This window comes from Streptomyces sp. NBC_01428 (assembly GCF_036231965.1).
Classification (GTDB): Bacteria; Actinomycetota; Actinomycetes; order Streptomycetales; family Streptomycetaceae; genus Streptomyces.
In genome coordinates, this window is sequence record NZ_CP109499.1 from 8,746,203 (window position 1) to 8,771,808 (window position 25,606).

A 25,606-nucleotide genomic window follows, 5' to 3' on the forward strand; every position below is an offset into this window, starting at 1 on the left:
CGGGCGGTGCTCACACCGGCCGGTTTTGCTGTTCGATGTACTGCCTGACCATGCTGAGCGGGGCGCCGCCGACGGTTCCGGCGAAGTAGGAGCCGGACCACAGCTTGTTGGCCCTGCAGTAGTGGCGTGGCAGGTCGGGGAACTCTAGGCGAAGGCGGCGGGAGGAGACGCCCTTGAGGGAGTTGACCAGTTTGGTCACGGCGACCTTGGGCGGGAAGTTCACCAGCAGGTGGACGTGCATCACGAAAACGCAGTGCCTACCCTTTCCGATATTCCGTCTATCGGCTATAGCCCAAGTGTGTAGCGTGATGGTCATGCAGCTCCGGTACTCCTTCCGGTTGTACCCGGACCCCGGCCAACAGAGGGCGTTGGCGAGGGCGTTCGGGTGTGCCCGTGTCGTGTTCAACGATGCGGTCCGCGCCCGAGAAGGCGCGCGGAAGGCCGAGCAGCCGTTTCCGACGGCCGGGGAGTTGTCCAGGAGGTTGATTACCGAGGCGAAGCGGACGGTGGAGCGGTCCTGGCTGGGTGAGGTGTCCGCGGTGGTGCTTCAGCAGTCGCTGCGGGACGTCGAGACCGCCCACCGCAACTATTTCGCCTCTCTCAAGGGTGATCGCAAAGGCCCCAAGATCGGCCCGCCCCGATTCAAGTCCCGCAAAGACGCCCGGCAGTCGATCCGGTTCACCGCCAACGCCCGCTGGAACATCACCGACAACGGGCGCCTGAGCCTGCCGAAAGTCGGTGCGGTGAAAGTGAAGTGGTCCCGCACGCTGCCCACCACGCCGTCCTCCGTCACCGTGATCAAGGACGCGGCCGGGCGGTACTTCGCCTCCTTCGTCATCGACACCGACCCCGCTGTCGACGCGACCCGGATGCCTGAAACCGACCGCACCATCGGCATCGACCTCGGCCTCACCCACTTCGCGGTCCTCTCCGACGGCACGAAAATCGACTCCCCGCGCTTTTTGCGGCGCGCGGAGAAGAAGCTGAAGAAGACCCAGCGGGAACTGTCCCGCAAGCAGAAGGGTTCGAAGAACCGGGACAGGGCCCGCCTGAAGGTCGCCCGCGCCCACGCCACAGTTGCTGACGCCCGCCGTGAATTCCACCACCAGCTCTCCACGAGGCTGATCTCCGAGAACCAAGGGATCGCCGTGGAGGACTTGTCGGTGGCGGGACTGGCCCGCACCAGACTGGCCAAGAGTGTGCACGACGCCGGATGGGCATCGTTCATCAGCATGCTGAAGTACAAAGCGGCCCGGTATGGTCGCACCCTGGTCACGATCGACCGGTTCACGCCGACCTCCCAGACCTGCTCGACCTGCGGCGTCAAGGACGGACCCAAACCCTTGCATGTCCGGGAGTGGACGTGTTCCGCGTGCGGCACGGTCCACGACCGGGACATCAATGCCGCTATCAACGTGAAGACGGCCGCCGGACTGGCGGTATCAGCCTGCGGAGCACCGGTAAGACCAGGAGCAATCCCGGCACAGCGCGAAGAAACAGGAAGCCACGGACTCCCGACCCAAGCCCGTGCCGCGTAGCGGCACAGCAACAAGTCGAGAAGGCCAGAATCCTCGGGCTTCAGCCCAAGGAGCAAGTCAACTCAACTCCGACACCAACTGGTTCACCTGCCGGTACGAGGGCGATCCGATCGGCGGCGGCGGTCCCCATCCCAACCGCTGGATCTACACGCTCGCCGACACTCCTCACCTCGGCCACGGCGGCTGGGGCTTCGTGAAGGACAGTGACGTCATCGACGAGACGAATCCGCTTCCGCGCTGCTGACGCGTGCCCTACGGTGCCGTCGGCGCGAGCTCGATTCCGGCGGCGACAGCGGCCTCGCGGTAGGCGACGGCCAGGTCCGCGAGCGAGGAGTGGGCGTTGAGGCCACTCGGGTTGGGCACGACCCACAGCTGTGCGCCGGCGAACAGGTCCGGCTGGCGGCCGACGCGAGCCTTGGGCATCGCGAACGCGACGCGGAACGCGGTGATCCCGAGAACGGCGACCACGTGCGGTTCGACGCGTTCGATCGTCTCGGTCAGGGCCTCTGCTCCCGCGACCAGTTCCGCCGCGGCCAGTTCGTCCGCTCGCGCGGTGGCCTTCGGGACAAGGGCGGTGATCCCGACGCCCCGCTCGACGAGGTATTCCCGGTCGCCGGGCACGAACCCCGAGGAGGCGTCGATCAGCCGGTCGGTGATGCCCGCCCTGTACAAGGCCGGGTAGAAGCGGTTGGTACGGCTGGGGAAGGGCGCCTGCAGGGCCACGGCCGACAATCCGGGGTTGACACCCACGAACAGCAGTCGCGTACGAGGACCGAGGAGGTCGGGCAGCGACCCGCCTCGGAAACTCTCCAGCTCGGCACGGCTGAACCCCATCACCTCCACCTCCTCGTCACCCGGCATGTCGAGCCGCGAAGCCTGTCAGCGTCACCGTGTTTCATCCACAGACCTTCCCTCATGCGACGGCTGTCGCGCGTCCGGGGTGATGTGACCGTGCGCGCGACGTGGCCCGTACGGGAACTCTGATGGAAGGGTGCCATGCAGCCGGTGCCGACACGCGTGACCCCGCGCGTCGGCGCGATCGGGGCGAGGGCGCCGACACCCGCCGGCACCAGGCGTGACCGAGGCCGAGCGTCCGCCGGCGTTCACAGCTGTCTCCGGGCTCGCCACCCCGCTCCGTGCTACGACGACAGGGCGGGCCGCCGGTAGACCGCTTCGAGTGCGAGCTGGGCCCCGCCGCGTGCCGCTGCCGTGAACCCCAGGGTGGAAAGGCGTACTTCGCAGCCGCCCGCCTGCGGGGCCATCACCCGGGCCTGGACGCTCTCGCGGATGGTGTCCAGGAACAGGTCACCGATGTGGGTGAAGTAGCCGCCCAGGATCACGAGTCGGGGATTGAGGACATCGGCCAGCAGCGCGAGGCCGAGGCCGAGGTCATGTGCCACCCGGTCCAGTGCGCTGACGGTGCGTGGATCGTCGGCCTCGGCCCGGCGGCGCAAGTCACCCAGTCGGGTGGCGAGTTCGACGTCAGGGTCATGGATCGGGTCGTTGCCGGGTGCGGCGAGCCGAAGGATGGCGTCCAGGCCGACCATGGTCTGCCAGCAGCCGTAGCGACCACAGACGCAGGGGTTGCGCTGCGGGTCGAGGGGCATGTGGCCGACCTCGCCGGCGAATCCGGCGGCGCCGCGGAGCAGTCGGCCGTCGTTGACGATGCCGGCCCCGATGCCCCGCTCCCCGGTGATGCACAGCATGTCGTGCACACCGGAGCCGCGGACCTGCGCGTACTCGGCGAGAGCGGCCAGCTTGGCGTCGTTGTCCACGGCGATCGGCGGGAGCGTCCCCGGGACGGCCCGCTCGAGGCGTGTCCGCAGGGCGTCGGCGACGGCCACGTCGCGCCAGCCGATCCCAGGGGCGTAGGTGACCGTGGCTGTCGCCATGTCGATGACGCCGGGCAGGGCGAGTGTGAGTCCGACCGGGCGCCTGCCCTCGCGGTCGAGGGCGGCGAGGCAGTCGGCGAGGTGACCGGACGTCAAGTCCAGCGTCGCGTCCGGGCCTTCGTCCCTCACCGCGAGCGAGATCCGGTCCTCGTAGACCTGTGTCCCGTCGAGGGTCAGGGCGAGGATGTGGACGTAGCCGGTGCTGATCTCCACGCCGACGCCGCAGATGGCGCCACCGTCCAGCTCCACCAGGGTGCCGGGGCGCCCCACGGCTCCTTCCCGCCGCGCGGGGCCCTCGCGGACCAGGCGCAGGGCGACGAGTTCGGCGACGAGGCTGGTGACCGTCGGTTTGGGCAGGCCGGTGTCGGTCGCTATCTGCGCGCGGGAGCGCGGACCGCTGTCGCGCAGCAGGCCCATCACCGCCCCGAGGTTCGTGCGGCGGATGGACGCGCGGTCCCGGGGGCCGGTGGCGTCCGGGAGGGCGGCGTGCGGCCGCACCATGTCGAGTTCGGTCACTTGCGGCTCACCGATGTCCCTCCCTGGCCCGCGAACGGTGCGTGGGCTGTCGTTCCCGTGCTGACAAGTGCTCCGGCCGGCAACCGGGTTGAGGGGAGATCCTCGCGTGCCCGGTCCACCGTAGTCCTTGACAGCTTCTCTATTAGTTCGGATTCTAGTCGAACTAAATCAACCGGCTCCACGAACGCCCTGCGAACCCCCACGGTCCGACGGCCCCGGCCTGCTGCGCCGGCGCCCGCCCCCGGACGTCTCACCCCCTCCTGAACAGGCGCGTCGACACGGCGTGTTCAGGCATGAGAGGAGCAGTTGTGCCAGCTCGTCCAGGAACCAAGGCCGTCTGCGCGCTGGCCGCCGCCGGCGCGATGCTGCTCGGCGGCTTCACCACCCGGCCGGCATCCGCCGAAGCCCCCACCTTCACGGTCTCCGTCGGCGCGAAGGGCGCGTGGACCCACCCCGACGACAGCCCGGCCGCGACCTACATCGACAAGGACGGTTCGTTCCACTACCAGTCGGCCCACGCCTTGTACGGCGCGGACGACCCTCGCGAGTGGACCTTCTACTCCGGCGCGAACTTCGACGCGGCCACCCGTGACGCGGCGCTGAGCGACGCCGTGAATCCCGCCGACCCGCGCGATCGCAACGACGACACCACCTGGCGCTGCAACAACAGCCCCACCGGCCGCGAGTCCACGTACGCCCCGGACACGTCGAGCTACGCGCAGAAGAACTACTGCGACCTGATGGGCGTGTGGGTCGATCCCGACAGCGGCGACTGGTACGGCCTCGTCCACAACGAGTTCACCCCGAGCCCCTTCGGCGACGGCCTCCACTACGACGCGATCGACTACACCGTTTCGAAGGACCAGGGCCGGACGTGGCACTTCAAGAGTCATGTGCTCACCTCGCCGTACAGCACCAGCAGAGGTGACGACGCGGCGTTTCCGCACGAGACCTACGACTACGGCGACGGTGACCCCCGCCTGTTCGTGGACACCGCCTCCGGTTACTTCTACGTCTACTACAACTCCCGCGCGATACCGAAGGGCGGCGTCCCCGGAGGCTGGACCGACGGCAGCCGCGCCCACGTGGCACGCGCCCCGATGTCCGCGAAGATGGCGCCCGGCTCGTGGAAGAAGTGGTACGACGGCGCCTGGTCGCAGCCCGGACTCGGCGGCCTGGAGAGCAACATGGAGCCCGTCGACGCCGAACACCCCACCGGCTACACGGCCGTCGGGCACGACTACGACCCGCGTAACGCCGGCAGCGTCGCCGAACAGCAGAAGGCCGGCACACTGCCCGCCAAGTCCGACCTGCTGACGATGAACATCGCGTACGACGCCCATCTGGGCCTCTACATCGGACAGCCCGAAGCCGTCGTGCAGGACTCCTCCGAGCCGCAGCGCTTCTACGCGACCGACAACCTCGCCACCCAGAAGTGGCGCCTGCTCGGCGACACCGGCGGCTACCGGACCGGCTCCTGGTACCGCTGGATGCTCGACTCGGTGAACCGGACCGGGTCGACCATCGTCGGCAAGAAGTTCCGCAGTTACTGCTCGTTCCAGTGCTCCAACGGCACCGACGGCGAGTACTACGAGACGGTCGTCGACACCAGCGTCCCCGCCGCTCCCGTCGCCTCAGGGAAGACCTGCACCATCGCGAGCGGGACCGGGCGGCTCCTCGCCCAGGTGCGCGGCGGCGCGGCGACCACCTCCCTTGCCGGGGGCGGCAGTTCGCCGTCGAGCCGGTGGAAGTTCACCTCCAACGGCGACGGCTCGTACCGCATCGCCAACGCCTCCACCGGCGGGCTCCTCGGCGTCGACGCCACCAGCGACGCCGGCCGAGCGTGGGGAGCCAAGCCCACGGTGACCGCCGCGCCGGCGGGCGGCCCCACGGTCGGGCAGCAGTGGTTCGTCGTCCCGTCCACGACCACGAGGGGCGCGGCAACCGGCACGTACCGCCTGGTCAACCGCTACAGCGGACTCGTCCTAGGGCTGTCCGGCAATCCGACCAGGCCCGCGGAGACCACCCCGACGAGGGCATGGACGGACACCAAGGAAGGCCCGGTCGGCGGGGGCCGCACCGCGGCCGAGCAGACGCTCACTCTGGCCCCGTACAAGGTGTTCCGCGGACAGTGACTGTTCCGACGCGGCCGTGGGCGTTCGACAGCCACATGGCGCCCGGACGTCCACGGAGCTCGGCACGCGGAAGCCGTTCACCCGTCCCGGGCGGTAAAGGGTTTCACGGCCGCCTTCTCGTCCAGGCATGATGCGTGCTGTGCCTGAGAACACTGACCATCGGAGGCTGGGGCGGTACGCACTGGTGGACACCGGGAGCGACCATGTCTGGGGCGTCTGCGGCGAGGTGGAGGGGCTGTTCCGTGACCCGCCTCGGGCGACCTATGAACTCTTCGGCTGGACTTCGGACGGGCCCCTTGCAGAGGGCTGGGTCGGTGCGTGTGTGTGGTTGGTGCCGGCAGACGGGACGCTGGATGCCTGGATGCTGGAGGACGTGGAGAGTCTTGGCCGACACCCGGGAACCGACAGTCACGTGCTCACCGGTCTGGACGAGTATCTCGGCCCGCCTGAGGGATACAGGGCTCCGGTGCGGCTGCACAACGAGTGCCGATGGCTCGGATCCTGCGAGGAGTTCACCCGGATTCTGCCGCCCGAGCGGGCACCGCACCCGCTCGTCCTCCGGGGGCTCACCCCAAGTCTCAGGCTGCGAGAGGCACTGGCCACGGGCACCCGCCGCTCGCTGGACCTGGGGGAGGCCGAGCTGGAGATACGGGATGGTCGGGGCGAACTGCTCACCGATCGGATGCTGTCCGCCAAGATCCGCGCGTGGAGCCCGTCCTCCCACGGGACGGACCTTATCGATCTGGAACTCGGTGGAGAAGTCGATCCCGTACCGGGTTACGCCCGACCGGTCTGGGAGCAGTGGCTCTCCGGGCCGCCGGACGTCGCGGGCGTCTGGACCGGGCTCGACACCCGGCGGCGGGGCGCGTGGCTCGACCTGGTGCGCGAGCGGGGTTGTCGGCTCAAGTGCCAGGACCGGGCGGCTGGACACGTCTACGAACTGGACGGCCGACATGTCACCGATGAGCCAGGCCTGTACCTGGCACTCGGGGAGGCCATCAGCGGGCCCGGCGGCTATTTCGGCGGGAACCTCGACGCACTCGACGACTGTCTCGGCGGCACCTTCGGTTACACCGCCCCCTCCACCCTCCTCTGGCGGGACTCCGCCGTCGCGCGCGAGCATCTCTCTTGCGTCGTCACACCGGAGGGCGAGACGTACGATCTGGTCGCCGCGTTCCTGGACGTACTCGCCGAGGGCGGGATGCGCGTCATCCTCTGAGTGGAGCCTCGCTACTTCGTGGCCCCTGCTGTCCAAGGGCTCACGGAGGGGGGCTCACGCGCGGATCAGGGTCGAGCTGAACAGCACGCGAGCCCACTCCTTCTTCATGGGTCGTGAACGGTGTGTCAGGGGCGGTCGCCCGTGCCGCCGTTCTTCGGGGCGTAGGTCTGGCGGTAGCCGCCGGGGCGGGGGGTGCCGTCGGCGTCCTGGATGCTGTCGCGGGCCGCGGCGGCGATCGCCTCGGGGGTGATGCCGAACTCGGAGTACAGGCGCTGGTAGTCCGCGGACGCGCCGTAGTGCTCCAGACTCACGATGCGTCCGGCGTCGCCCACCACCTCGCGCCAGCCCTGGCCCACCGCCGCCTCCACGCTGACCCGGGCTCGTACGGAAGGAGGCAGGACCTCGTCCTGGTAGGCCACGGGCTGGGCGGCGAACCACTCCTGGCAGGGCATCGAGACGACCCGCACCGCCAGGCCGTCGGCCGCCAGCAGTTCGCGGGCCTCCAGGGCGATGTGCACTTCGGACCCCGTGGCGATGAGGATGACGTCCGGCTCCGAGCCGCCGTCGGCCCCGTCGGTGAGTACGTACGCACCCCGGGCGGCCTCACCCGACGCCGCGTAGGCACCGTCGCCGCGGTCCAGTACGGGCACGTTCTGCCGGGTCAGGACCAGTGCGGCGGGGCGGTCCTTGTGTTCGAGGATGGCGGCCCAGCACGCGGCGGTCTCGTTGGCGTCACCGGGGCGCACCACGTCCAGGCCCGGGACGGCCCGCAGCGCGGCGAGGTGTTCGACAGGCTGATGGGTCGGGCCGTCCTCGCCGAGGCCGATGGAGTCGTGCGTCCACACGTACGTGGCGGGGAGCTTCATCAGCGCGGCCAGGCGCACGGCGGGGCGCATGTAGTCCGAGAAGGTCAGGAAGGTGCCGCCGTAGGGGCGGGTGAGGCTCTGCAGGGCGATGCCGTTGAGGATCGCCCCCATGGCGTGTTCCCGGATACCGAAGTGCAGGGTGCGCCCGTAGGGACCGCCCTTGAAGTCCTTGGTCTGCCGGTTGGCCGGGACGAAGGACGGCTCCCCGTCCATGGTCGTGTTGTTGCTGCCCGCCAAGTCGGCCGAGCCGCCCCACAGTTCGGGCAGGACGGGTGCCAGCGCGCTGAGAACCTCACCGGAGGCGGCTCGGGTGGCCATGCCCTTCTCGTCGGCCGGGAAGACGGGCAGGGCATCGGTCCAGCCGTCGGGCAGGCGCTGCGCCTGCAGACGCTCCAGCAGCTTCGCCCGGTCGGGGTTCGCCGCCCGCCAGGCCGCGAACTGCTCGTCCCACGCGGCGCGCGTCCCGGAGGCGCGTTCGGAGACCTGACGGGTCCGCTCCAGAACCTCGGGTTCGACGGTGAAGTCCTGCCCGGGATCGAACCCGAGCAGCTCCTTCGTCCCGGCGACCTCCTCGTCCCCCAGCGCCGATCCGTGGGCCTTGCCCGTGTTCTGCTTCGTGGGGGCGGGCCAGCCGATCAGGGTGCGCAGCATGATCAGCGAGGGCCGGTCCGTCTCCTCCCGAGCGGCAAGAACGGCTGCCAGGAGCGCGTCGACGTCCTCGACGTACTCGCCCGTGACGGTCCAGTCGACGGTCTGCACGTGCCAGCCGTAGGCGGCGTAGCGGGCCGGGACGTCCTCGCTGAAGGCGATGTCCGTGTCGTCCTCGATCGAGATGTGGTTGGAGTCGTAGAACACCGTCAGGTTGCCGAGCTGCTGGTGTCCCGCGAGCGAGGAGGCCTCGCTCGTGATCCCTTCCATCATGTCGCCGTCGGAAGCGATGACGTAGACGTGGTGGTCGAAGGGGCTGCTGCCCGGCTCCGCGTCCGGGTCCAGCAGGCCGCGCTCGCGGCGCGCACCCATCGCCATCCCCACGGCGCTCGCCAGCCCCTGCCCCAGCGGTCCGGTGGTGATCTCCACTCCCCGGGTGTGCCGGTACTCGGGATGGCCGGGAGTGGCCGAGTCCCAGGTGCGGTACGCCTCCAGGTCGGACAGCTCCAGTCCGTAGCCGGCGAGGTAGAGCTGGATGTAGAGGGTCAGGCTGGAGTGCCCGCAGGACAGGACGAAGCGGTCCCGCCCCAGCCACTGGTCATCGCTCGGATCATGACGCATCACGTTCTGGAACAGCAGGTACGCCAGCGGGGCCAGGCTCATGGCCGTACCGGGGTGGCCGTTGCCGACCTTCTGTACCGCGTCGGCCGCCAGCAGCCGCACGGTGTCCACCGCCCGCACGTCGACGTCGTCCCATCCCGCACGCTCAGCCACTGGGCTCGCCACGGACCTGCCGTGCCGATGGGTCGTGCCGGACTGCTCGCTTGCCATGCTGTTGCTCCTTCGTCGTCGGTACGGACGGATCCCGCGGGCCGATCTGTACAGGGATGCCCGCCGGGTGCCGGTGTCGCTCAAAATGCACTCGCCTGGTGGCCGGGCTCTCCTGCCGGTTCCGTCCGCTCGCGCAGCTGTCGTCGGTCCGGGTACCCACATCGGCGGCGATGCTCGCGGTCGGTCGGCGCCGGCTCGCGCCGCCTCTCGCCGGACACCGGCCAGTGCCGGGCGACAGCCCGGACCGGCGGCACCGCTTCCGTGCCCCGTACGGGGTCACCGGCCTACGACTCCTCCTCTCGACGCGTCGGGTCGACCCCACGCGTCGACGTCGAGCCGACGTCCCGCCGTCGAGGGTGGCACCGCTTCCGGGTCACTTCGCGGATGCATACTTTGACTCGTTTTGTGCCACCCATCGACGAAGGGCGCGCTATGCAGATCGCAGTCATCGGCGGAACCGGGTTGATCGGCTCGCAGGTCGTCACGAAGCTGAACGCCGCCGGACACGAGGCCGTACCGCACTCCCAGTCCACCGGCATCGACGTCATCAGCGGCCAGGGACTCGACCGGGCGGTCGCGGGAGCGGACGTCGTCGTCAACCTGACCAACTCGCCGACGTTCGACGAGGCCTCCCTCGCCTTCTTCCAGACCTCGATGGACAACCTCCTGACCGCGTCCCGGAAGGGCGGCGCCCGTCACTTCGTCATCCTCTCGATCGTCGGTGTGGACCAGGTGCCGCAGCTGGACTACTACCGCGCCAAGGTCCTCCAGGAGGAGGTCCTCAAGGCCGGACCCCTTCCCTACTCGATCGTCCGGGCCACGCAGTTCATGGAGTTCATGGACGCGGTCCTGTCCTGGACCGCCGACGGCGACACCGTCCGTCTGCCCGCCACGCCCATCCAGCCGATCGCCGCCGAGGACGTGGCCGACGCCGTGGCGGAGGTCGCCGTGGGCGCCCCGCTGAACGCCGTCCGCAACATCGGCGGCCCTGAGGTCTTCAGCCTGGACGAGCTGGGCCGCATCACGCTGTCCCACAAGGGCGACCCGAGGACCGTCGTCACCGACCCCGCCGCCGGCATGTTCGCCGCGGTCGACGGTGACGTCCTCACCGACAGGAGCGCTCATCTGGCGGCCACGCGCTACACCGACTGGCTCTCCTGACGCGGCTCAAGGCCTGCCCGTCCCGCCGTCGTGACGGGCTCCGGCCTCATATGCTCGCCCGGGGCGGACGGTACTGAGAGCCCCGCTGAACGAGGCGGGACTCGTCCCGGCCCGCACGGAGAGGCCAGTGCCATGGACTACCGCTACGCCGTTACGGCCGACGCCCCGGCCATGGCCGAACTGTTCGCGGCGCACCACTACGACGCGCTCACGGAGCAGGAGCGCGCTCAACAGGGTTTTGTCCAGGGCGGCCTCGATGCCGGCACCCTGCGTTCGATGGCCGAGGACAGGAGCTTTCTCGTCGCGGACGACGACGGGCTCCTGGCCGGCCTGCTCGGTCTGGTCGCCCCGGACAACATGACCGATCCGCCGCCACCCGCCCAGGCGGTCCTGGACGCCCAGGACTCCCTGAGATGGCAGGGCCGGCCGCTCCGTGCCACGCCGTGGCTGTTCTACGGACCTGTGGTGGTCGCCACCGCGTACCGCGGGAAGTGGGTGGCTCGCGGGTTGTACACGGCGGCCCTCCGGGCGGGGTCAGGACGAGCCGATGCGATGGTCGCCTTCATCGAGCTGGCCAACCGGACGTCGTGGAGAGTCCATGTCGACGGCTTCGGTATGACGCCGATGGGGGAGTTCACCATCGGGGACCGCGGCTACGGTGTCGTGGGCGCTTCCCTCAGGTCGTCGGCGATCTCCGACGCCTGACCCGAAGCCACCCTTCGCGGATCAGGATTCCAGGTGCGCGACCGCCGTCCGGCCTCTGAGGCGGGTCCCCCCCCATCACGGTCCACATCACGGTGCAAGTGGCCCGTGGCGCGGCGTCGACGCCACGCACGTCCCAGTCGGTCGGCGAGACGTCCCGGTCGGTCGGGAGACGTCCTGGTCAGCCGACGAGATCCCCAGGACGTGCCGGTCCTGTCCGCCGCCCCAGGTTGGAACCGAAGGTTCCGCATCCTTCGATTGCCGCCGGTCGTTGATGCGACGTCCGTGCCGGCTTTCGATCCCGGAGTTCCCGTGTCCGCTCCACCGGCCCGGTACGGCCAGGAGCCCCGTTCGGTCAACCCGCATCCCGCCCCGACAGGTCAAGTCCCGTGCGGGCGTGGCGCATCGCCTCCTCGGCCGTCAGCAGACCGCCACGCTCGTACGCCTCCGTGAACGCGGAAACGCCCAGCACCTTCCGCGCCGCAGCGGTGACGCGGTCGACGTCACCGCGTTCGGCGGGTGGCAGCGGGGCTCCGGCGCGGGAGCGGGCTGCTGCCGCCGCGCCCAGGAGTTCGGCCGCGCACGCGGCGGCCTCAACCTGCCCCGGCAGGGCCGCCGCGCCGGCCAGCCCCTCGAGGGAGAGGGCCAGAGCGCGAGGTTCGGCAAGGAGCAGGGCGATCTCCAGCCCTTCCAGGTGGTGCCTCGACGCCCCCTTCGCGTCGCCGCGGAGCTCGGCGGTGAAACCGAGTTCGGCGAGGAGCAGGTGGTCACCCGCCCGGGACGACACGTCGGCGTAGCCGTCGCGGATCCGCAGCAGATGCGTCTCGGCCGCGTCGAGGTCTCCGGAGCGGCGCGCACCGAGGGCGAGGCCCATCACGGAGTGGATCTCACCGTACTTGTAGCCCTGCTCGACGGCGATCCGGCGTGCCTGTTCGTGCAGGTTGCGGGCGCGGTCCCAGTCGCGGGCGAGCAGCGCGAGGCGTCCGAGCCCGGAGAGCCGCGCGGACACCTCCGCCTCCAGGCCCAACTCGCGCGCCATCCGCAACCCTTCGTGCTGGCGGCGCTCCGCATCCGCGTAGGCTCCCTTGATCTCGGCGAGTGCGGCGAGAGGGGACACGGTCTGCAACTCGCCCCAGCGGTCGCCGAGTTCGCGGAAGAGCCGGGCGCTGCGCAGGCCGTCGCGGCCGAGTCCGGCGAGGTCGCCGCAGGCCAGTGCCAGGGACGCTCGCAGCCCGAGCGCGGCAGCAGTGCCCCACTGGTCCCCGGCAGCGGTGGACAAGGTGAGGGCGCGGGTGTTCAGCTCGTCGCCCTCGGCGGTGTCACCCGCACAGAACAGTCCGTACGCGCAGAGCCACAGAGCGCGGGAGCGCCGGACGGGGTCGGGGATCGCCTCGGCGCGGGTGCCGAGGCCGCTCGTGGTGTCGAGGCCGTCTCCCGTGCCGGTGCACCGGTTCGCCGACGCAATGGCGACCGCCGAGGGGTCCCCGGTGAGCAAGGCGAACGCCGCCTGCAGCAGAGCGAGTTCGGCAGGCGCCGAGGAGCCGGACGTGGTGGCCAGGACCGAACCGAGTCTGCGGCGCGCCTCGTTGAGCCGGCCCCGCAACAGCCACCACCAGGCCAGAGCGGTGGTCAGCCTGACCGCCTCCTCCGGTTCCCCCGCACCCGCGCGGCGCAACGCTTCGTCGAGTGCCGTACGGAGGTTGCCGGCCTCGGCGTCCAGCCGGGCCAGCCAGAACTGCTGTGCGTCGCCTCGCAGATGCGGCTCGGCGTGTTCGGCGAGGGCCCGGTAGTGGCGCAGTTGACGGTCCCGGACGGCGGTGAAGTCCTCCATCTCGTGGAGCTGCTCGGTCGCGTACGCGGCGACGGACTCCAGCAGGCGGTAGCGGGGGCCGGTGGGTCCCTCCACCACGACGACCAGGGACCGGTCGACCAGGCGGGTGACGAGGTCGAGGACCTCGTCCCGGGCGACACCGTCACCCGCGCAGACCGCTTCGGCGGCTTCCAGGTCGCAGCCGTCGCTGTGCGCGCCGAGGCGTCGCAGAACGATGCGTTCGGGTGCGCTGAGCAGCTCCCAGCTCCAGTCGATGACCGCCCGCAGGGTCTGCTGGCGGGCCGGCGCCCCGCGCTGTCCGAAGGTCAGTACCCGGAAGCGGTCGTTGAGCCGGGCCGCCAGCCCCTTCACTCCCAGGGCCCGTACGCGGGTTGCGGCGAGTTCCAGCGCGAGCGGGATGCCGTCGAGACGGCCGCAGATCTCGGCGACGGCCTGCCGCTCGGTCTCGTCCGGCGCTTGCGGGTCGCGCGGGAAACCGGGGGTCGCGGAGGCCGCGCGTTCCATGAACATGCGGACGGCGTCGGTGGGCGGCAGGGGTTCGACGAGGAACACCGCCTCGCCCGCCAGACCGAGCGGCTGCTGCCCGGTGGCCAGGACACGCAGACCGGGCGCGGTGCGCAGAAGCAGTTCGGTGAGTTCGGCGGCCGCGTCGATGACGTGCTCGCAGTTGTCCAGGACGAGCAGGGTGCGCCGGTCGCGCAGGGCCGCGGCGAGCCGATGCGGCAGGGAGGCGTCCGAGGTGCCGGTGCCCGGCAGGGAGTGAGGGGTGTCGTCCCGGATGCCGAGGGTGGCGGCGAGGACCTGCGCCAGGTCCGCCGCGGTGCCGGAGCGGATGCCGGAGAACTCCACGAGCCATACCCCGTCGGCCGGTCGACCGGTCTCGGCACTCTCCCGCTCGGCCGTGGCCGCCGCCACGGCCAGCCGGGTCTTGCCCACGCCGCCGGGGCCGGTGAGGGTCACCAGCCGCTGTTCCGTGAGGAGTTGGGACAGTCGGGCGAGCGCCTCGTGGCGGCCGACGAGTGGAGTGAGGGGAACGGGAAGATTCGAGTGCGCGCCCGGCCCGGGAGCGTGCGCGGAGGCGGCGGGCCCCGTACCGGATGCGGCCGTGGAGCTCGTCGCGCCGTTCCGCACCTCGGGTGCTGGGCCCCGCTCTCCCTTCCGGGAGGTCTCCGCGCTCAGCTCGGGGTCCTGCCGGAGCACCGCGCCGTGCAGGGCGGCCAGTTCGGGGCTCGGGTCGACGCCCAGTTCCTCGACGAGACGGCACCTCAGATCGTCGTACGACGCGAGCGCTTCGTTCTGTCGTCCCGCCGCGTACAGCGCCCTCATCTGGACGGCGCGCAGGCGCTCCCGAAGGGGATGGCGTGCCACGAGGTCGGCGAGCTCCCCGGCGAGAAGCGCGTGGTCCTGTGCCTCCAGACGCGCCTCCGCCTGGTCCTCCAGCACGGACAGCCGTTGCTCCGCCAGGCGTTGCGCGGTTCCCTGTACGAAGCCGTCGTCCGCGAAGTCCGCGTACGCCGGCCCGCGCCACAGGTTCAGTGCTTCGGTGAGCAGGGCGGCCCGGGTGCGCGGGTCCTGGACGGGGCGGGCCTCGGTCACCAGGGCGCGGAACCGTACGGCGTCCACCTCGTCGTCGCCGTCGAGCCGCAGCCCGTAGCCGGGCGGCTGCCGCACCACACGGTCGCGGCCGACGACCCGGCGCAGCTGGGAGACCTTGGCCTGCAGCGCGGCGCGGGGATTGCCCGGGGGCACGTCGCCCCACAGGTCCTCGATGAGCCGGTCGGCGGACACCGGCCCTGCGTCGTTCGCGAGAAGGGCCGCCAGCAGAGCCCGGACCTTGGCCTCGGGGACCTTGACCTCCCGGCCCTCGCCGTCCCACACCATCAGTGGCCCGAGCACCCCAAACCGCATGGTCACACCGTACATGTCCGGGGAACCGGCCTCCGCGGCTCTCGCCGGGGCCGTGCCGCCGCCCGCCCACGGGCGGGCCCGAAGGATTCCGGAAGGTTCCCCGAAGGGCCCGGGCGCAGAGTCGTCTTCGGGGAGGCGCCACGCACCGGCGAGGAACGGGCACCCCCGAAGGGAGCGGCACACATGACCAGGTACGCGGGCAGGAAGGCCCTCGTCGTCGGCGAGGTCACCGGCATCGGCCTGGCCATCGCGAAGCGGCTCGTGGAGGGCGGGGCCACGGTCCTGCTGACCGTCCGCACCGCACCCGAGCGCGCCCACGCGGTCGCCGAACTGGGCTCCGCCGCCCGCGTCGTCACCCCGGCCGCCCTCGAAGCAGCGCTCGTCGCACCGGCGGGTACCGGTCCCGAGGCCGCCACGGAAGGCGGCCTCGACCTCCTGTTCTCCGACGCCGTGGCCACCGCGCGGCCCCTGCTGCCCCATCTCCGGGACGGCAGCGCGATCGTGCTCACGGCACCGACCCCCTGCCCCGACGTCGTCCGGGCGCTCGCCACCGAACTCGTCGCCCGAGGCATCCGCGTCAACGCGGTGGCCCCGGGCTGTATCGAGGCGCCGGGCGCCGGCGCCGTCCCCCTGCCTCCGCTGGGCCGTCTCGGTGCCGCCGAGGAGGTGGCCCGCGCCGCACTCTTCCTGGCCACGGAGGCGACGTTCACCACGGGCGTGCGGCTGCCCGTCGACGGCGGCCTCGCCTTCCCGTGAACCGGCCACCGCCCCGTGCGCCGTCCGTCCCCCATGTCCCTCACCGTCCCCACGCCCCTCGACGTCCCCCACCCCCTTCCGGAAAACCTGGAGCACATCCCATGAGCACCGCACCCGACACGGCGCCCGCCGCTGCGGCATCCGAACCGAAGGGTGAAGGCGAGGAACGGCGGAAACTCCCGCTGTTCGCCCTGCTGGCCCTCGCCACGGCCGTCTTCATCACCAGCCTGACCGAGACCCTCCCCGCCGGTCTGCTGCCCGCGATGAGCCGGGACCTCCATGTGAGCGAGTCAGCGACCGGCCAGACCGTCACCGTCTACGCGATCGGCACCGCCCTCACCGCGATCCCGCTCACCGCCGCCACCGCGGGCTGGCGACGCAAGAAACTGCTCCTCGCCGCCATGGGAGGCTTCGCCCTCGCCAACACGGTGACCGCCGTGTCGTCCGTCTACGAACTCACCATGGCGGCGCGGTTCGTCGCCGGTGTCGCCGCCGGCGTCGCCTGGGCCCTGCTCGCCGGCTACGCGCGGCGCATGGCCCCTGCCCACCTCCAGGGCAAGGCGATGGCCGTCGCCATGGCGGGGATCCCCGTCGCGCTCGCCCTCGGTGTGCCCGCCGGAACGTTCCTCGGCGACTGGCTCGGCTGGCGCGTGGCGTTCCTCGCGATGACGGCGCTCACCCTGCTGCTCCTGGCGTGGATCACCGCGGCCGTCCCGGACTTCCCCGGACAGGAACGCGGCGAGCGGCCCAGGATGCTGCCCACCCTGCGCATCCCGGGAGTGACTCCGGTCCTCTTCGTCACCCTCGTCTTCGTCCTCGCCCACACCATCCTGTACGCGTACATCGCCACCTACCTCGACGACCTGGGCCTCGGCGGCAGCACCGGCCTGGTGCTCCTCGTCTTCGGCGCCGCGTCGCTGGCGAGCATCTGGATCGTCGGGGCGCAGATCAACCGACGGCTGCGCGGCCTCACGATCGGCGGCGCGCTGCTGGTCGCCCTCGCCGCCGCGCTCCTCGCCGTCCTCTCCGACACCACCGCACTCGTCTATGTCGCCGCGGTGCTGTGGGGTCTGGGCTGGGGCGGTGTGCCCACGCTGCTCCAGACCGCTGTCGGGGACGCTGGAGGCGAGTCCGCCGACTCCGCCCAGGCGATGCTCGTGACGTTGTGGAACGTGGCAATGGCGGGCGGCGGCATCGTCGGAGGCGTCCTGCTCGACGTGGTCGGCAGCGAGTCCTTCCCCTGGACGGTCCTGCTGCTCCTGCTGCCGGTGATCGCGGTCGTCCTGTACGCCCGCCGGGCGGGCTTCCCCGCCCGACGACCCGTCGCTCCTTCCGAGGAGCCGGTGGCGGACCAGGCCGCCTGAGCGCCGAGGGGGGGGCGACGACCGGCCGCAGGAGCCATGAGCGTTCCTGCGGCGGTCGGTCGTCCACCCGTGATCACCGGCCCGCGCCGGGCGGCGCACTCTCCCGGCCACCGGGACGCTGCCGCCGAAATCCGTGTCCGCGTGCGGCACGTGAGGCAAGTTCATGACTTGTTAATATTTCACCTGACATGTCCGTCGCACCGCTTCACCCCTGGTGGAGCGCCTCCCCTGCTCCTCGCGCGCCGTCCGCCCAAAGCCCTTCGAGAGGCGTTTGCGCAGGTCAGCCCGCGATCTCGCAAAGTAGACGGCGGACCCGGGTAAACCCTGGCCGGAACGGTACTTTCACCTCGTACGTATGTGCCATGCATCCACTCGGGTGCGGGCGGTGACCGGTATCGAGGGGGCGTGGCGTCGGATGTCGTCGAGTGGGATACGCGCGGGGGCGCCGGACGACGGCGCACGCATGCGGACGTTCATGGACGAGGTCTTCGGGATGAACCAGCGCCCCGAGCAGCGTCGTTGGGCCCAGGTGTATCTGTGGGCCCTGATCCATGTGTCCGGCAAGAAGACACTGCGCCGCATCGCCCGGGCCAGCCCCTTACCCGCGGTTGCGGCGCGCGGCCTGCACCAGTTCATCAACGCCAGTCCGTGGGACTGGGTCCCGGTGCGCCGACGGCTCACCCGACTGGTGGCGGCGCGGACGACTCCGCACGCCTGGACCGTCGCCGAACTCGTCATTCCCAAGCGGGGCGAGCACTCGGCGGGCGTGCACCGGCGCGTCGACGCGGAGACCGGACGCACCGTCAACTGCCAGCGCGCTCTGGGACTGTTCCTCACCTCGGGCACCCAGTCCTACCCGGTGGCCTGGAGCCTCGTGCTCGGCGGAGTGTGGGACTCCGACCGCGAGCGCAGGCGCCGGGCGCGCATCCCCGTGGCGGAAGCCGGGCGCACCGCCGCCGATCACGTCGTCCGGTACGCCGCCGAGCTGGCCGAGCAGCCTCACCTCCCGCGCCTGCCCTGGGTACTGGACCTCACCCGGTGCGACGACGTGGTGGGGGTCCTCGCGGGTCTCGCCCGACTGCGGGCCGACGTGGTGTGCGAGGTCTCCCCGGACCAGCAGGTGGTCACGGGACGGCAGGCCCCCCTGGTCACGACGGTGAGCACGCTCATGGAGGCGCGGCACGGCCGGCAGACACACGTGCTCCTGCGGCAGACCCCCGACGGCCCCGTCAGGGCCGTGCCGGTCCACACCCACGCGGACAGCGTCGGGCTGCCCGCACCCGGCGGTGCCGACGAACCCGACGCCCGTCCGTACCGCATCCTGGAACGGCCCGACCCGGAAGGCCGCGGGCCCGCGCGCTACTGGCTCACGACCCTCACGGACCGGCGCGTGGCGGAGAACCTCCGGCTGGCCCGGAGCCACGCCGCGGCGCTCTCCGCCGTGAACGCGCTCGGTCAGCGGTTCGGCGTCCTCGACTTCGAGGGCCGTTCCTTCCCCGGCTGGCACCATCACATGACCATGGCCTCGGCCGCCTACGTCTACCAACGCCTGAACGGCCGCCGCGGACAAGCCGTCCCACCGGACCCGCCCCGCGCACCGGCCGGCGCGCTCGCCGGCGCCTCGAACTGACGTGAAGCCGAGGAACAGGGGTGGGCACGTGCGACAGGTACTCGTGGTCGAGCAGAACGCCGAGAACGCCGCGACCATGGTGGGCGACCTCCGGCGCCAGGGATTCACGGCTCGCAGTGTCGGCACCGGAGAGCGTGCACTGCGCGCGGCCGGTGACGCCGATCTGCTGCTGTTCTCCTTGGAGTTGCCCGACATCGACGGACTGGAACTGTGCAGAGAGCTGCGGAACAGCGGTGAGACCGCGCTCATAGCCGTCACCGACGCCGACGACGCTCTGGGCCGTGTTCTCGCCCTGAACGCGGGCGCGGACGACTGCGTGGTGAAAACCTGGGGATTCCGCGAGATCGGCGCCCGAATAGAAGCGGTGCTGCGCCGTTCCCAACCGCGGCAGGTACTTCCCGACGCCATTTCCCTCCGCCCTCTGCATATCGATCCCCGCCTGCGTGAAGTTCGGCTGCACAACCGGCTCGTCGGTGTCACGTCGAAGGAATTCGAGCTGCTCTACACCTTGGCCGCGACCCCCGAAACCGTCGTGACGCGAAAGGAACTCATGGCCCGGGTCTGGGGAAGCAACTGGGGCCACACCAGCCGTACGATCGACACGCACGTGAGCAGTCTCCGGGCGAAACTGGGCTCCAGCGGCTGGATCATCACGGTGCGGGGCGTCGGCTACCGCATGGGACACGCCTGGCGCATGGCCGAGACGTCCGCCGGCTGAGTGCCGCTCCGGTGAGAGCCCGGGGACGCGCGGCCGTGTTCCCGGGCCCCTTCCGCCACGCCGTGCGGAGCTGCGCGCGTGCCTACGTGCGGACGGACGCGCGGCCGGACGTGCGCTCCAGCCTCCGCAGCAAGGGGTGGTGCGCCTCTTCGGTGACACCCGCCACCCGACGCGCCCACCAGGCCGACGCGAGGTTCGAGGACAGCAGCGCGCGCCCCGGATCCCGGCGCGCCAGCTCGTTCAGCGCGGCGAGGGTGCCCATGCCCGTGCCCGTGAACAACAGGGCGGTGTCGGCGGGCAGTTCCCGCTCCCGTATCCGCCCCAGGATCGTCCTGGTCGTGACCTCGTACGGGTCGTAGTGCGCACCACCGTCCGCATCCGTGCGCGCCGGAACCAGCACCACCCCGTCGACCGTGAGACCGGCTCGCTCCCAGAAGGAGCGCGAGGTGTCGGTGAGCCACGGCTGGTAAGGGGAGACGAGCGTCAGGCGGTCCACCCCGAGCGTCTCGCAGGCCGCGAGGATCGCCTGCGTCGAGGATCGTACGGGGGAGCCGGCGCGCTGGGACAACGCGTCGCAGAAGGCCCGGTCGCCCTCGGGGCCCAGCAGATAGTGCGAGGCGCTGCACGCCACCACCGTGGCGTCCAGGCGCAGTTCGCCGAAGCTGTCGAGCAGGGCCGGGAGAACCTCGTTGTACGACTCCAGCATGGCCCTGAGCCCGGCTCCCGGTGTCACCGGGAACCGTGAGGTGTACACATTCATCGCGGTGCCGAGCAGATGGTTGAACTCGGGTTCCGCCGTGGGGTTTTCCGGCGGGACGACGACCCCCAGCCGGGGCAGCGAGAAGAGATCCATGACCGCACGCTAGGACCTGGATTCCGTGAGCGTCCCTTCCCTGACCGATATTTGGCGCGCAACCCACACCCGCTCCGCAATCCCTTTCCTTCTTGACACTCCTTGACACTTCACCACACAGGCCTGACACGGACGATGTTGCTCTTTCGGGCCGGGCCGCGAAGGATGTTGAACGGCGATCAGGCCGGTGTCCTCGAATTCCGATGCGCGGACCCCTTCGGAAACACGGACCTTCGGGAACTAGGAGTGAAGGAAATGGCAGAAGCAGAGAGCCTCGAGAAACTGGAGAGGCCGCCCCGCATATCCGACGCGACACTGCGCGACTCCGCGCACATGGCGGGCGTCGAGTTCGGCTCCGACGACGCCGCCACCATCGCGGAACTGCTGGTGCGCACGGGCGTCGAACTCGTCGAGGTGGGCATGGTCTCCGGACCGGACTCCAAGGACGCCGAACTCGTCCTCGCCACCCACGAGGCCGTCGGCCCCGAACGCAGCATGACGCTCCTCGTCGTACGCGACCGCCGTCAGGTCGCGCGGGCCCTCGACGAGGCCGAGCGTCTCGGCGTGCGCCACATCATGTACTCCATCCCCACCTCCGAGGAACACGCACGGCTGAAGCTCGACTCCGCCAGCCCCAAGTTCCTCCAGACCTTGGCCCGTTCGGCGATCACCCAGGCCAAGGAGCGCGGCTTCCACGTCACGTTCAGCGGCGAGGACGGCGCCCGCACCCCCAAGGAGCGGCTCGTCCCCTACGTCGAGGCGGGGTTCGCGGCGGGAGCCGACCGGTTCCGGCTCGCGGAGACCGTCGCCTATCTGTCCCCCTGGCAGATGGAAGGCGTGATCGCGGACATCGTCGCGATCGACGGCTCCGAGATCGAGATCCACTCCCACAACATGCTGGGCATGGCCGTCGCCAACTCCCTCGCCGCGGTCCGGGCCGGCGCCCGATGGATCTCCGCCACCGTCGGCGGCATAGGTGAGCGTGGGGGCAACGCCCCGCTGGCCGAGCTGCTCACCTCGCTGCGCGTGATCCACGGCGACACCCGCTTCGACCTGAGCCACCTCACCGAACTGTCGAGGGTCGCGCTCGGCGGAGCCGGCCTGGGGGACGCCTTCCAGTCCGGGCCGACCACCCCGCACGCCTTCGCCTACGAACTCCCCGGGCAGCTGAACCACCCCGAGGCGTACGAGACACTGCCCGCCGAACTCGTCGGCAACAGGCGAGAGTTGCGTGTTCGCAGCCGACTCACCACCGCTCTGGTCGCCTGGGCGCTGGCCGACTCCGGCCTGGAGGTCGACATCGGCGCCTTCACCCCGTGGCTGGCCCAGCGGCAGGAGCGCGACGGGCGCCCGACGCTCGACCGCGACGCGATCCGCAAGGCCGCGATCGACTTCCGCCCCGCGCACACCTGAACCGCGCGCACCCACAGCAGCACCCCGCACGCACGATCACCCAGCACGCACAAACACCGCACCCGTATGTCCCGCCCATCCCAACGGAGTTGACCGATGTCCACCGCCACCCTGACCGGCGTATGCCCCGAGTGCGAGACCGACCTGACCGTGCCCCCGGTCACCAAGGGCGAGACTCTCTCCTGCCCCGAGTGCATCCTGACCCTCCGCGTCGAGGCCGTCGAGGACGGTCGTCTGACGCTGGAGATGATCGAGGTACAGCTCCGCGACTGGGGTCAGTGACGTGGCCGGTCAGCGCGCTGTCGCGCTCGTCGCCGACCGGATCGCCTGGGAGGAACGCCTGCTGATCGAGGCGGCGCCTGCCTTCGGTCTCCGTCTGGACTGGATCAACGACGAATCCCTCTCCCTCGGCCACCCGGACGCCCCGGCCGTCCGGGGCTACGAGACCCTCCTGATCCGCAGCCGCAGCTACACCCGCGGCGGACTGATCGCCACCCTCGCCGAGGCGGCCGGCATCCCCACCCTGAACACGGCCCGCGCCATCCACGCCTGCGAGAACAAGGCCGGCCTGCGCGCCCTGCTGCACACGGCGGGCGTGCCGGTGCCGGACCACCGGCTCGTGCTCTCCCGCAAGGACTTCGACAAGGCGCTCGGCGAACTGCCGCTGCCCCTCGTCCTCAAGCCCGTCTTCGGAGGTATGGGCAAGCGGGTCACGCTCATCCGCCATGCCGACACCGCCCACTCGGTGTACGACTACATCGAGGACCTGGCGCACGCCTTCGAGCAGGCCAGTGTGGTCGAGCCGTACCTGGGCGGCCGTTCGGTGCGCTGCTTCGTCGTCGGGCGCGAACTGATCGGCGCCGCGGAGTTCGAGAGCAGCGGGAGCGACTGGCGCAACAACGCCGCCCTCGGCAACAAGAACCGCGCGGTCGCCCACGACCCCGACGTACTCAAGATCGTCGACGGCGTGGTGGACGTCCTCGGACCCGGGATCTACGGGGTCGACCTCTTCGACACCCCCGACGGGTACGTCGTGAACGAGGTCAACCACGCGCCCGGCTTCCGCGCGGTGGCCGCCGCCACCGGAGCGGACATCCCCTCGGCCATCGGCCGTTACGTGCAGGAGCTGCTCGCATGATCCGTGCAGGAGTCGTCGGTGCCTCCGGGCTCGCCGGCGGCGAACTCATCCGACTCATCACCCAGCACCCCGACCTGGAACTGACCTTCCTCGGCGGTTCCTCCAGCGTCGGCAGGCGGCCCTCCGAACTCCACCCCGGTCTGCGCATCCACCAGGGCCTGACCGTCGAGCCCGTCACCGAGGAGGTCGCGGACAGGGTCGACGTCCTCTTCCTGGCCACCCCGGCACCGGCCTCGGCCGAGCTGGCCGCCCGGTTCGCCGACCGCGTCCCCGCGGTCGTCGACCTCAGCGGCGCCTTCCGCATCCGTACCCCGCAGCTGCACGACCGCTGGTACCCGAAGGTCGCCCGGCGCACCGACCTGGCCGACCGCTTCGTCTACGGCGTACCCGAGCTGATCGGCGACCAGTTGAAGGACGCCCCGCTCATCTCGCTGCCCGGCTGCTACGCCACCGCGATCACCCTGGGGCTGGCGCCGCTCACGCTCGGCCTCGGCCTCGACCTCAAGACGGTCGTGGTGGACGGCAAGAGCGGCTCCAGCGGCGGCGGACTCCAACTGCGCACCTCCGACCTGCACCCGTTCCGGGCCGGGGCCATCGCCCCGTACTCGCCGACCGGGCACCGGCACGCCGCCGAGGTCGCCGACTTCCTGGAGCGGAGCAAGCCCGGCGCCGTCGGCAACCTGTCCATGTCGGCGTACGGCGTCTCCAACGTGCGCGGTCTGCTGACCTCCTCGTACGTCTTCACCGACGACAAGGTGGACCAGCGCGAGCTGTCGCGGGCGTACCTGCGCTTCTACAAGGGACGCCCGTTCGTGCGGGTGCGACGGCACGACGAGACGCTGATCCCGGTGCCCGACCCGCAGGTCGTCCTCGGCTCCAACTTCGCCGACGTCACGGTCCTTCACGACGAGGAGGGCGGCCGGATCGTCGTGCTCGCCGCTCTCGACAACCTCGTCAAGGGCGCCGCCGGACAGGCGGTGCAGGCCGCGAACCTGCGGTTCGGCCTGCCTGAGGAGACCGGGCTGACGCAGCAGCCGGTGATGCCGGCATGAGCGGACGGCATCTCACCCCCACGGTCGTGAAGCTCGGCGGCAGTTGCCTGGACGACCTCGACGGCAGCTGGTGGGACGACCTGGCCCGCCACGGCCGGGACCGCCCGCTGGTGCTCGTGCACGGCTGGTCCAAGCCGCTCAAGCGGCTCAGCGCCCGCTACAGCGAGCCGTCGGCGATCCTGCGCGACCGCTACGGCAACCAGAGCCGGTGGACCACGCCCGAGGTCATCGAGGACATCAAGGCCGTCAGCGCCGAACTGGCCGCGGACGTGCTGGGCCGGCTCGCGGACCGGGGCATCACCGCGGAACGGCTGCTCGGCAGCGACGGACTGGTCAGCGCGGGCGACGGCGAGCGCTGGTGGTGGCGGGAGAAGCAACTCGTCGAGCTGGAGAACCTCGTCGGCCCGATCACCGGCGTCGACGTGACCCCGCTGAAGGGCCTGCGACCCGGCCACGCCCACCTCGTCACCCCGCTCGCGCGGAACGCGGCGGGCCAGGAGGTCAACACCGATGCCGACCGGGCCGCCGCCGCCATCGCCGGCGCCACCGGCGCCACCGACCTGGTTCTCGTCACCGACGTGGGCCACCTCCTGATCGACGGCGAGCCGGTGCGGCTCATCAGCGGCCGGGACGCCGCCGCCTTCCGCGACAAGGGCGCGAAGGGCGGCATGCGCAAGAAGCTGCGGGCCGCGGGGGAGGCCCTCGACCGCGGCGTGGAACGGGTCGTCATCGGCAGCGCCGCCGTCACCGAGCTGCTGGACGGCCGTACCGGAACGGTCATCACCGACGAGCTGCCCTCCCCTCACCCGTCAGGAGCGAACGCATGACGCGGCCCCGTGTACTGGTCGTCAACAACGGAACCCTGTCCCTGAAGCAACTCCGTTCCCGGTTCGAGGCGTTGGGCTCGGACACCGAGGCGTCCGACGCCCTGTCCGTACCCGCTCGGGTGGACGGCCGCTACCAGGCGATCGTGCTGAGCGGCACCAAGGTGCGCGCGTACGACACCGAGTACTACAAGTCGCTGATCGACCTCGTCACCACCACGGACGTGCCGGTCTTCGGAATCTGCGGCGGCATGCAGATCCTGTCCGTCGCGGCCGGCGGCCGCCTGGAGGAAGGGCCGCAGCGGGTCGGCGGCTACGAGGCACAGGTCGACACGCAGGAACCGCTCTTCGCCTACGTGAAGCCGACGGTCACCGTCTTCCACCGGCACACGCTCTACCTCCAGGAAGCACCGGTGGGCTATCGCACCATCGGCCGCTCCGAGCACGCGCCCGTCGAGTTCCTCCGCTCCGACGACGGCCGCGTCTTCGGCTCCCAGGCCCATCTGGAGTTCCGCACGGATGGCCTGGAGATCCTGCGCGGCTTCGCCCAGCTCTACCAGTGACCCCGGCCTCGCCCGCTTCCCCTCACCCGTCTGTTCCCCGAGATCCCT

Annotated in this window: 20 protein-coding genes and 1 pseudogene; 15 read left to right on the forward strand and 6 right to left on the reverse strand. The window is 70.9% G+C overall.

Annotated elements, in window-relative coordinates; all coding sequences use genetic code 11:
* Positions 1-10: 10 nt before the first annotated feature.
* Positions 11-238, reverse strand: a pseudogene (gene tnpA, locus OG406_RS38090) (IS200/IS605 family transposase); the annotation flags it as partial.
* A gap of 76 nt (positions 239-314) precedes the next feature.
* Here tnpA and OG406_RS38095 point away from each other — a divergent pair.
* A complete protein-coding gene (locus tag OG406_RS38095; protein WP_329190340.1) occupies positions 315-1,538 on the forward strand; it encodes an RNA-guided endonuclease InsQ/TnpB family protein in 1,224 nt (407 codons plus the stop codon).
* A 252-nt stretch (positions 1,539-1,790) separates the two neighbouring features.
* Here the strand turns inward: OG406_RS38095 and OG406_RS38100 are convergent, their stop codons facing one another.
* Together OG406_RS38100 and OG406_RS38105 are read right to left on the reverse strand one after the other, a co-directional pair.
* Complete coding sequence (locus OG406_RS38100; protein WP_327410791.1) at positions 1,791-2,372, reverse strand: mismatch-specific DNA-glycosylase; 582 nt, start codon at positions 2,370-2,372, stop codon at positions 1,791-1,793.
* 305 nt (positions 2,373-2,677) lie between these two features.
* Positions 2,678-3,946 carry an ROK family transcriptional regulator gene (locus tag OG406_RS38105; protein ID WP_327410792.1) on the reverse strand — a complete coding sequence of 423 codons (1,269 nt, stop codon included), beginning with the start codon at positions 3,944-3,946 and terminating at the stop codon, positions 2,678-2,680.
* A 308-nt stretch (positions 3,947-4,254) separates the two neighbouring features.
* Between OG406_RS38105 and OG406_RS38110 the strand changes: the two genes are divergently transcribed.
* Positions 4,255-6,081: an RICIN domain-containing protein gene (locus OG406_RS38110; protein ID WP_329190343.1), complete on the forward strand. Its 1,827-nt coding sequence runs from the start codon at positions 4,255-4,257 to the stop codon at positions 6,079-6,081.
* 127 nt (positions 6,082-6,208) lie between these two features.
* Entirely contained in the window at positions 6,209-7,300 is a 1,092-nt protein-coding gene (locus OG406_RS38115) for a barstar family protein (protein ID WP_267051984.1), read from the forward strand.
* Positions 7,301-7,425: 125 nt separating this feature from the next.
* Here OG406_RS38115 and tkt read toward each other — a convergent pair whose 3' ends face one another.
* Positions 7,426-9,645 carry a transketolase gene (tkt, locus tag OG406_RS38120; protein ID WP_329190346.1) on the reverse strand — a complete coding sequence of 740 codons (2,220 nt, stop codon included), beginning with the start codon at positions 9,643-9,645 and terminating at the stop codon, positions 7,426-7,428.
* A 432-nt stretch (positions 9,646-10,077) separates the two neighbouring features.
* On the opposite strand from tkt, the gene OG406_RS38125 reads away from it, so the two are divergent.
* Both OG406_RS38125 and OG406_RS38130 read left to right on the forward strand, forming a co-directional pair.
* A complete protein-coding gene (locus tag OG406_RS38125) occupies positions 10,078-10,806 on the forward strand; it encodes an SDR family oxidoreductase (protein WP_329190348.1) in 729 nt (242 codons plus the stop codon).
* Between the two features lie 132 nt (positions 10,807-10,938).
* Positions 10,939-11,511, forward strand: coding sequence for a GNAT family N-acetyltransferase (locus OG406_RS38130; protein ID WP_329190349.1), 573 nt, complete (start codon positions 10,939-10,941; stop codon positions 11,509-11,511).
* A gap of 352 nt (positions 11,512-11,863) precedes the next feature.
* On the opposite strand, the gene OG406_RS38135 is transcribed toward OG406_RS38130, so the two are convergent.
* Positions 11,864-15,247, reverse strand: coding sequence for an AfsR/SARP family transcriptional regulator (locus tag OG406_RS38135; RefSeq protein WP_329190351.1), 3,384 nt, complete (start codon positions 15,245-15,247; stop codon positions 11,864-11,866).
* A gap of 183 nt (positions 15,248-15,430) precedes the next feature.
* Between OG406_RS38135 and OG406_RS38140 the strand changes: the two genes are divergently transcribed.
* The 4 genes from OG406_RS38140 to OG406_RS38155 all read left to right on the forward strand — a co-directional run bounded on the left by OG406_RS38140 (position 15,431) and on the right by OG406_RS38155 (position 19,715).
* Positions 15,431-16,003: an SDR family oxidoreductase gene (locus OG406_RS38140; protein WP_266852692.1), complete on the forward strand. Its 573-nt coding sequence runs from the start codon at positions 15,431-15,433 to the stop codon at positions 16,001-16,003.
* A gap of 101 nt (positions 16,004-16,104) precedes the next feature.
* On the forward strand, positions 16,105-17,367 hold the full coding sequence (locus OG406_RS38145) for an MFS transporter (RefSeq protein WP_266852691.1): 1,263 nt from the start codon (positions 16,105-16,107) through the stop codon (positions 17,365-17,367).
* A gap of 415 nt (positions 17,368-17,782) precedes the next feature.
* Positions 17,783-18,997, forward strand: a complete 1,215-nt coding sequence (locus OG406_RS38150; protein ID WP_443067157.1) for an IS701 family transposase — start codon at positions 17,783-17,785, stop codon at positions 18,995-18,997.
* A gap of 43 nt (positions 18,998-19,040) precedes the next feature.
* A complete protein-coding gene (locus tag OG406_RS38155; protein WP_329190356.1) occupies positions 19,041-19,715 on the forward strand; it encodes a response regulator transcription factor in 675 nt (224 codons plus the stop codon).
* An 82-nt stretch (positions 19,716-19,797) separates the two neighbouring features.
* Here OG406_RS38155 and OG406_RS38160 read toward each other — a convergent pair whose 3' ends face one another.
* Positions 19,798-20,568, reverse strand: coding sequence for a maleate cis-trans isomerase family protein (locus OG406_RS38160; protein WP_329190358.1), 771 nt, complete (start codon positions 20,566-20,568; stop codon positions 19,798-19,800).
* Positions 20,569-20,823: 255 nt separating this feature from the next.
* Here OG406_RS38160 and OG406_RS38165 point away from each other — a divergent pair, with 255 nt between their 5' ends.
* From OG406_RS38165 to OG406_RS38190, 6 genes are all read left to right on the forward strand, one after another.
* On the forward strand, positions 20,824-21,981 hold the full coding sequence (locus OG406_RS38165; RefSeq protein WP_329190360.1) for a LeuA family protein: 1,158 nt from the start codon (positions 20,824-20,826) through the stop codon (positions 21,979-21,981).
* Positions 21,982-22,077: 96 nt separating this feature from the next.
* Positions 22,078-22,263, forward strand: a complete 186-nt coding sequence (locus tag OG406_RS38170; protein ID WP_081222306.1) for a lysine biosynthesis protein LysW — start codon at positions 22,078-22,080, stop codon at positions 22,261-22,263.
* Between the two features lies 1 nt (position 22,264).
* A complete protein-coding gene (locus OG406_RS38175) occupies positions 22,265-23,119 on the forward strand; it encodes an ATP-grasp domain-containing protein (RefSeq protein ID WP_329190363.1) in 855 nt (284 codons plus the stop codon).
* The gene (gene argC, locus OG406_RS38180; protein WP_329190365.1) at positions 23,116-24,171 is read left to right on the forward strand and encodes an N-acetyl-gamma-glutamyl-phosphate reductase; all 1,056 of its coding nucleotides are present in this window, start codon (positions 23,116-23,118) and stop codon (positions 24,169-24,171) included. The genes OG406_RS38175 and argC overlap by 4 nt, the downstream gene beginning before the upstream one ends.
* A complete protein-coding gene (locus OG406_RS38185; RefSeq protein WP_266852685.1) occupies positions 24,168-24,998 on the forward strand; it encodes an amino acid kinase family protein in 831 nt (276 codons plus the stop codon). Before argC ends, OG406_RS38185 begins: the two co-directional genes overlap by 4 nt.
* Positions 24,995-25,558: a type 1 glutamine amidotransferase gene (locus OG406_RS38190; RefSeq protein WP_329190368.1), complete on the forward strand. Its 564-nt coding sequence runs from the start codon at positions 24,995-24,997 to the stop codon at positions 25,556-25,558. Before OG406_RS38185 ends, OG406_RS38190 begins: the two co-directional genes overlap by 4 nt.
* The last annotated feature ends 48 nt before the right edge of the window (positions 25,559-25,606 follow it).

What these genes read in the sequence shown, in the direction of transcription:
- OG406_RS38145 (WP_266852691.1), top strand. Translation starts at nt 16,105, where the DNA reads ATGAGCACCGCACCCGACACGGCGCCCGCCGCTGCGGCATCCGAACCG.
- tkt (WP_329190346.1), bottom strand. Translation starts at nt 9,645, where the DNA reads ATGGCAAGCGAGCAGTCCGGCACGACCCATCGGCACGGCAGGTCCGTG.
- OG406_RS38130 (WP_329190349.1), top strand. Translation starts at nt 10,939, where the DNA reads ATGGACTACCGCTACGCCGTTACGGCCGACGCCCCGGCCATGGCCGAA.
- OG406_RS38100 (WP_327410791.1), bottom strand. Translation starts at nt 2,372, where the DNA reads ATGGGGTTCAGCCGTGCCGAGCTGGAGAGTTTCCGAGGCGGGTCGCTG.
- OG406_RS38115 (WP_267051984.1), top strand. Translation starts at nt 6,209, where the DNA reads ATGATGCGTGCTGTGCCTGAGAACACTGACCATCGGAGGCTGGGGCGG.
- OG406_RS38185 (WP_266852685.1), top strand. Translation starts at nt 24,168, where the DNA reads ATGAGCGGACGGCATCTCACCCCCACGGTCGTGAAGCTCGGCGGCAGT.
- OG406_RS38190 (WP_329190368.1), top strand. Translation starts at nt 24,995, where the DNA reads ATGACGCGGCCCCGTGTACTGGTCGTCAACAACGGAACCCTGTCCCTG.
- OG406_RS38125 (WP_329190348.1), top strand. Translation starts at nt 10,078, where the DNA reads ATGCAGATCGCAGTCATCGGCGGAACCGGGTTGATCGGCTCGCAGGTC.
- argC (WP_329190365.1), top strand. Translation starts at nt 23,116, where the DNA reads ATGATCCGTGCAGGAGTCGTCGGTGCCTCCGGGCTCGCCGGCGGCGAA.
- OG406_RS38165 (WP_329190360.1), top strand. Translation starts at nt 20,824, where the DNA reads ATGGCAGAAGCAGAGAGCCTCGAGAAACTGGAGAGGCCGCCCCGCATA.
- OG406_RS38160 (WP_329190358.1), bottom strand. Translation starts at nt 20,568, where the DNA reads ATGGATCTCTTCTCGCTGCCCCGGCTGGGGGTCGTCGTCCCGCCGGAA.
- OG406_RS38095 (WP_329190340.1), top strand. Translation starts at nt 315, where the DNA reads ATGCAGCTCCGGTACTCCTTCCGGTTGTACCCGGACCCCGGCCAACAG.
- OG406_RS38135 (WP_329190351.1), bottom strand. Translation starts at nt 15,247, where the DNA reads ATGCGGTTTGGGGTGCTCGGGCCACTGATGGTGTGGGACGGCGAGGGC.
- OG406_RS38140 (WP_266852692.1), top strand. Translation starts at nt 15,431, where the DNA reads ATGACCAGGTACGCGGGCAGGAAGGCCCTCGTCGTCGGCGAGGTCACC.
- OG406_RS38150 (WP_443067157.1), top strand. Translation starts at nt 17,783, where the DNA reads ATGTCGTCGAGTGGGATACGCGCGGGGGCGCCGGACGACGGCGCACGC.
- OG406_RS38170 (WP_081222306.1), top strand. Translation starts at nt 22,078, where the DNA reads ATGTCCACCGCCACCCTGACCGGCGTATGCCCCGAGTGCGAGACCGAC.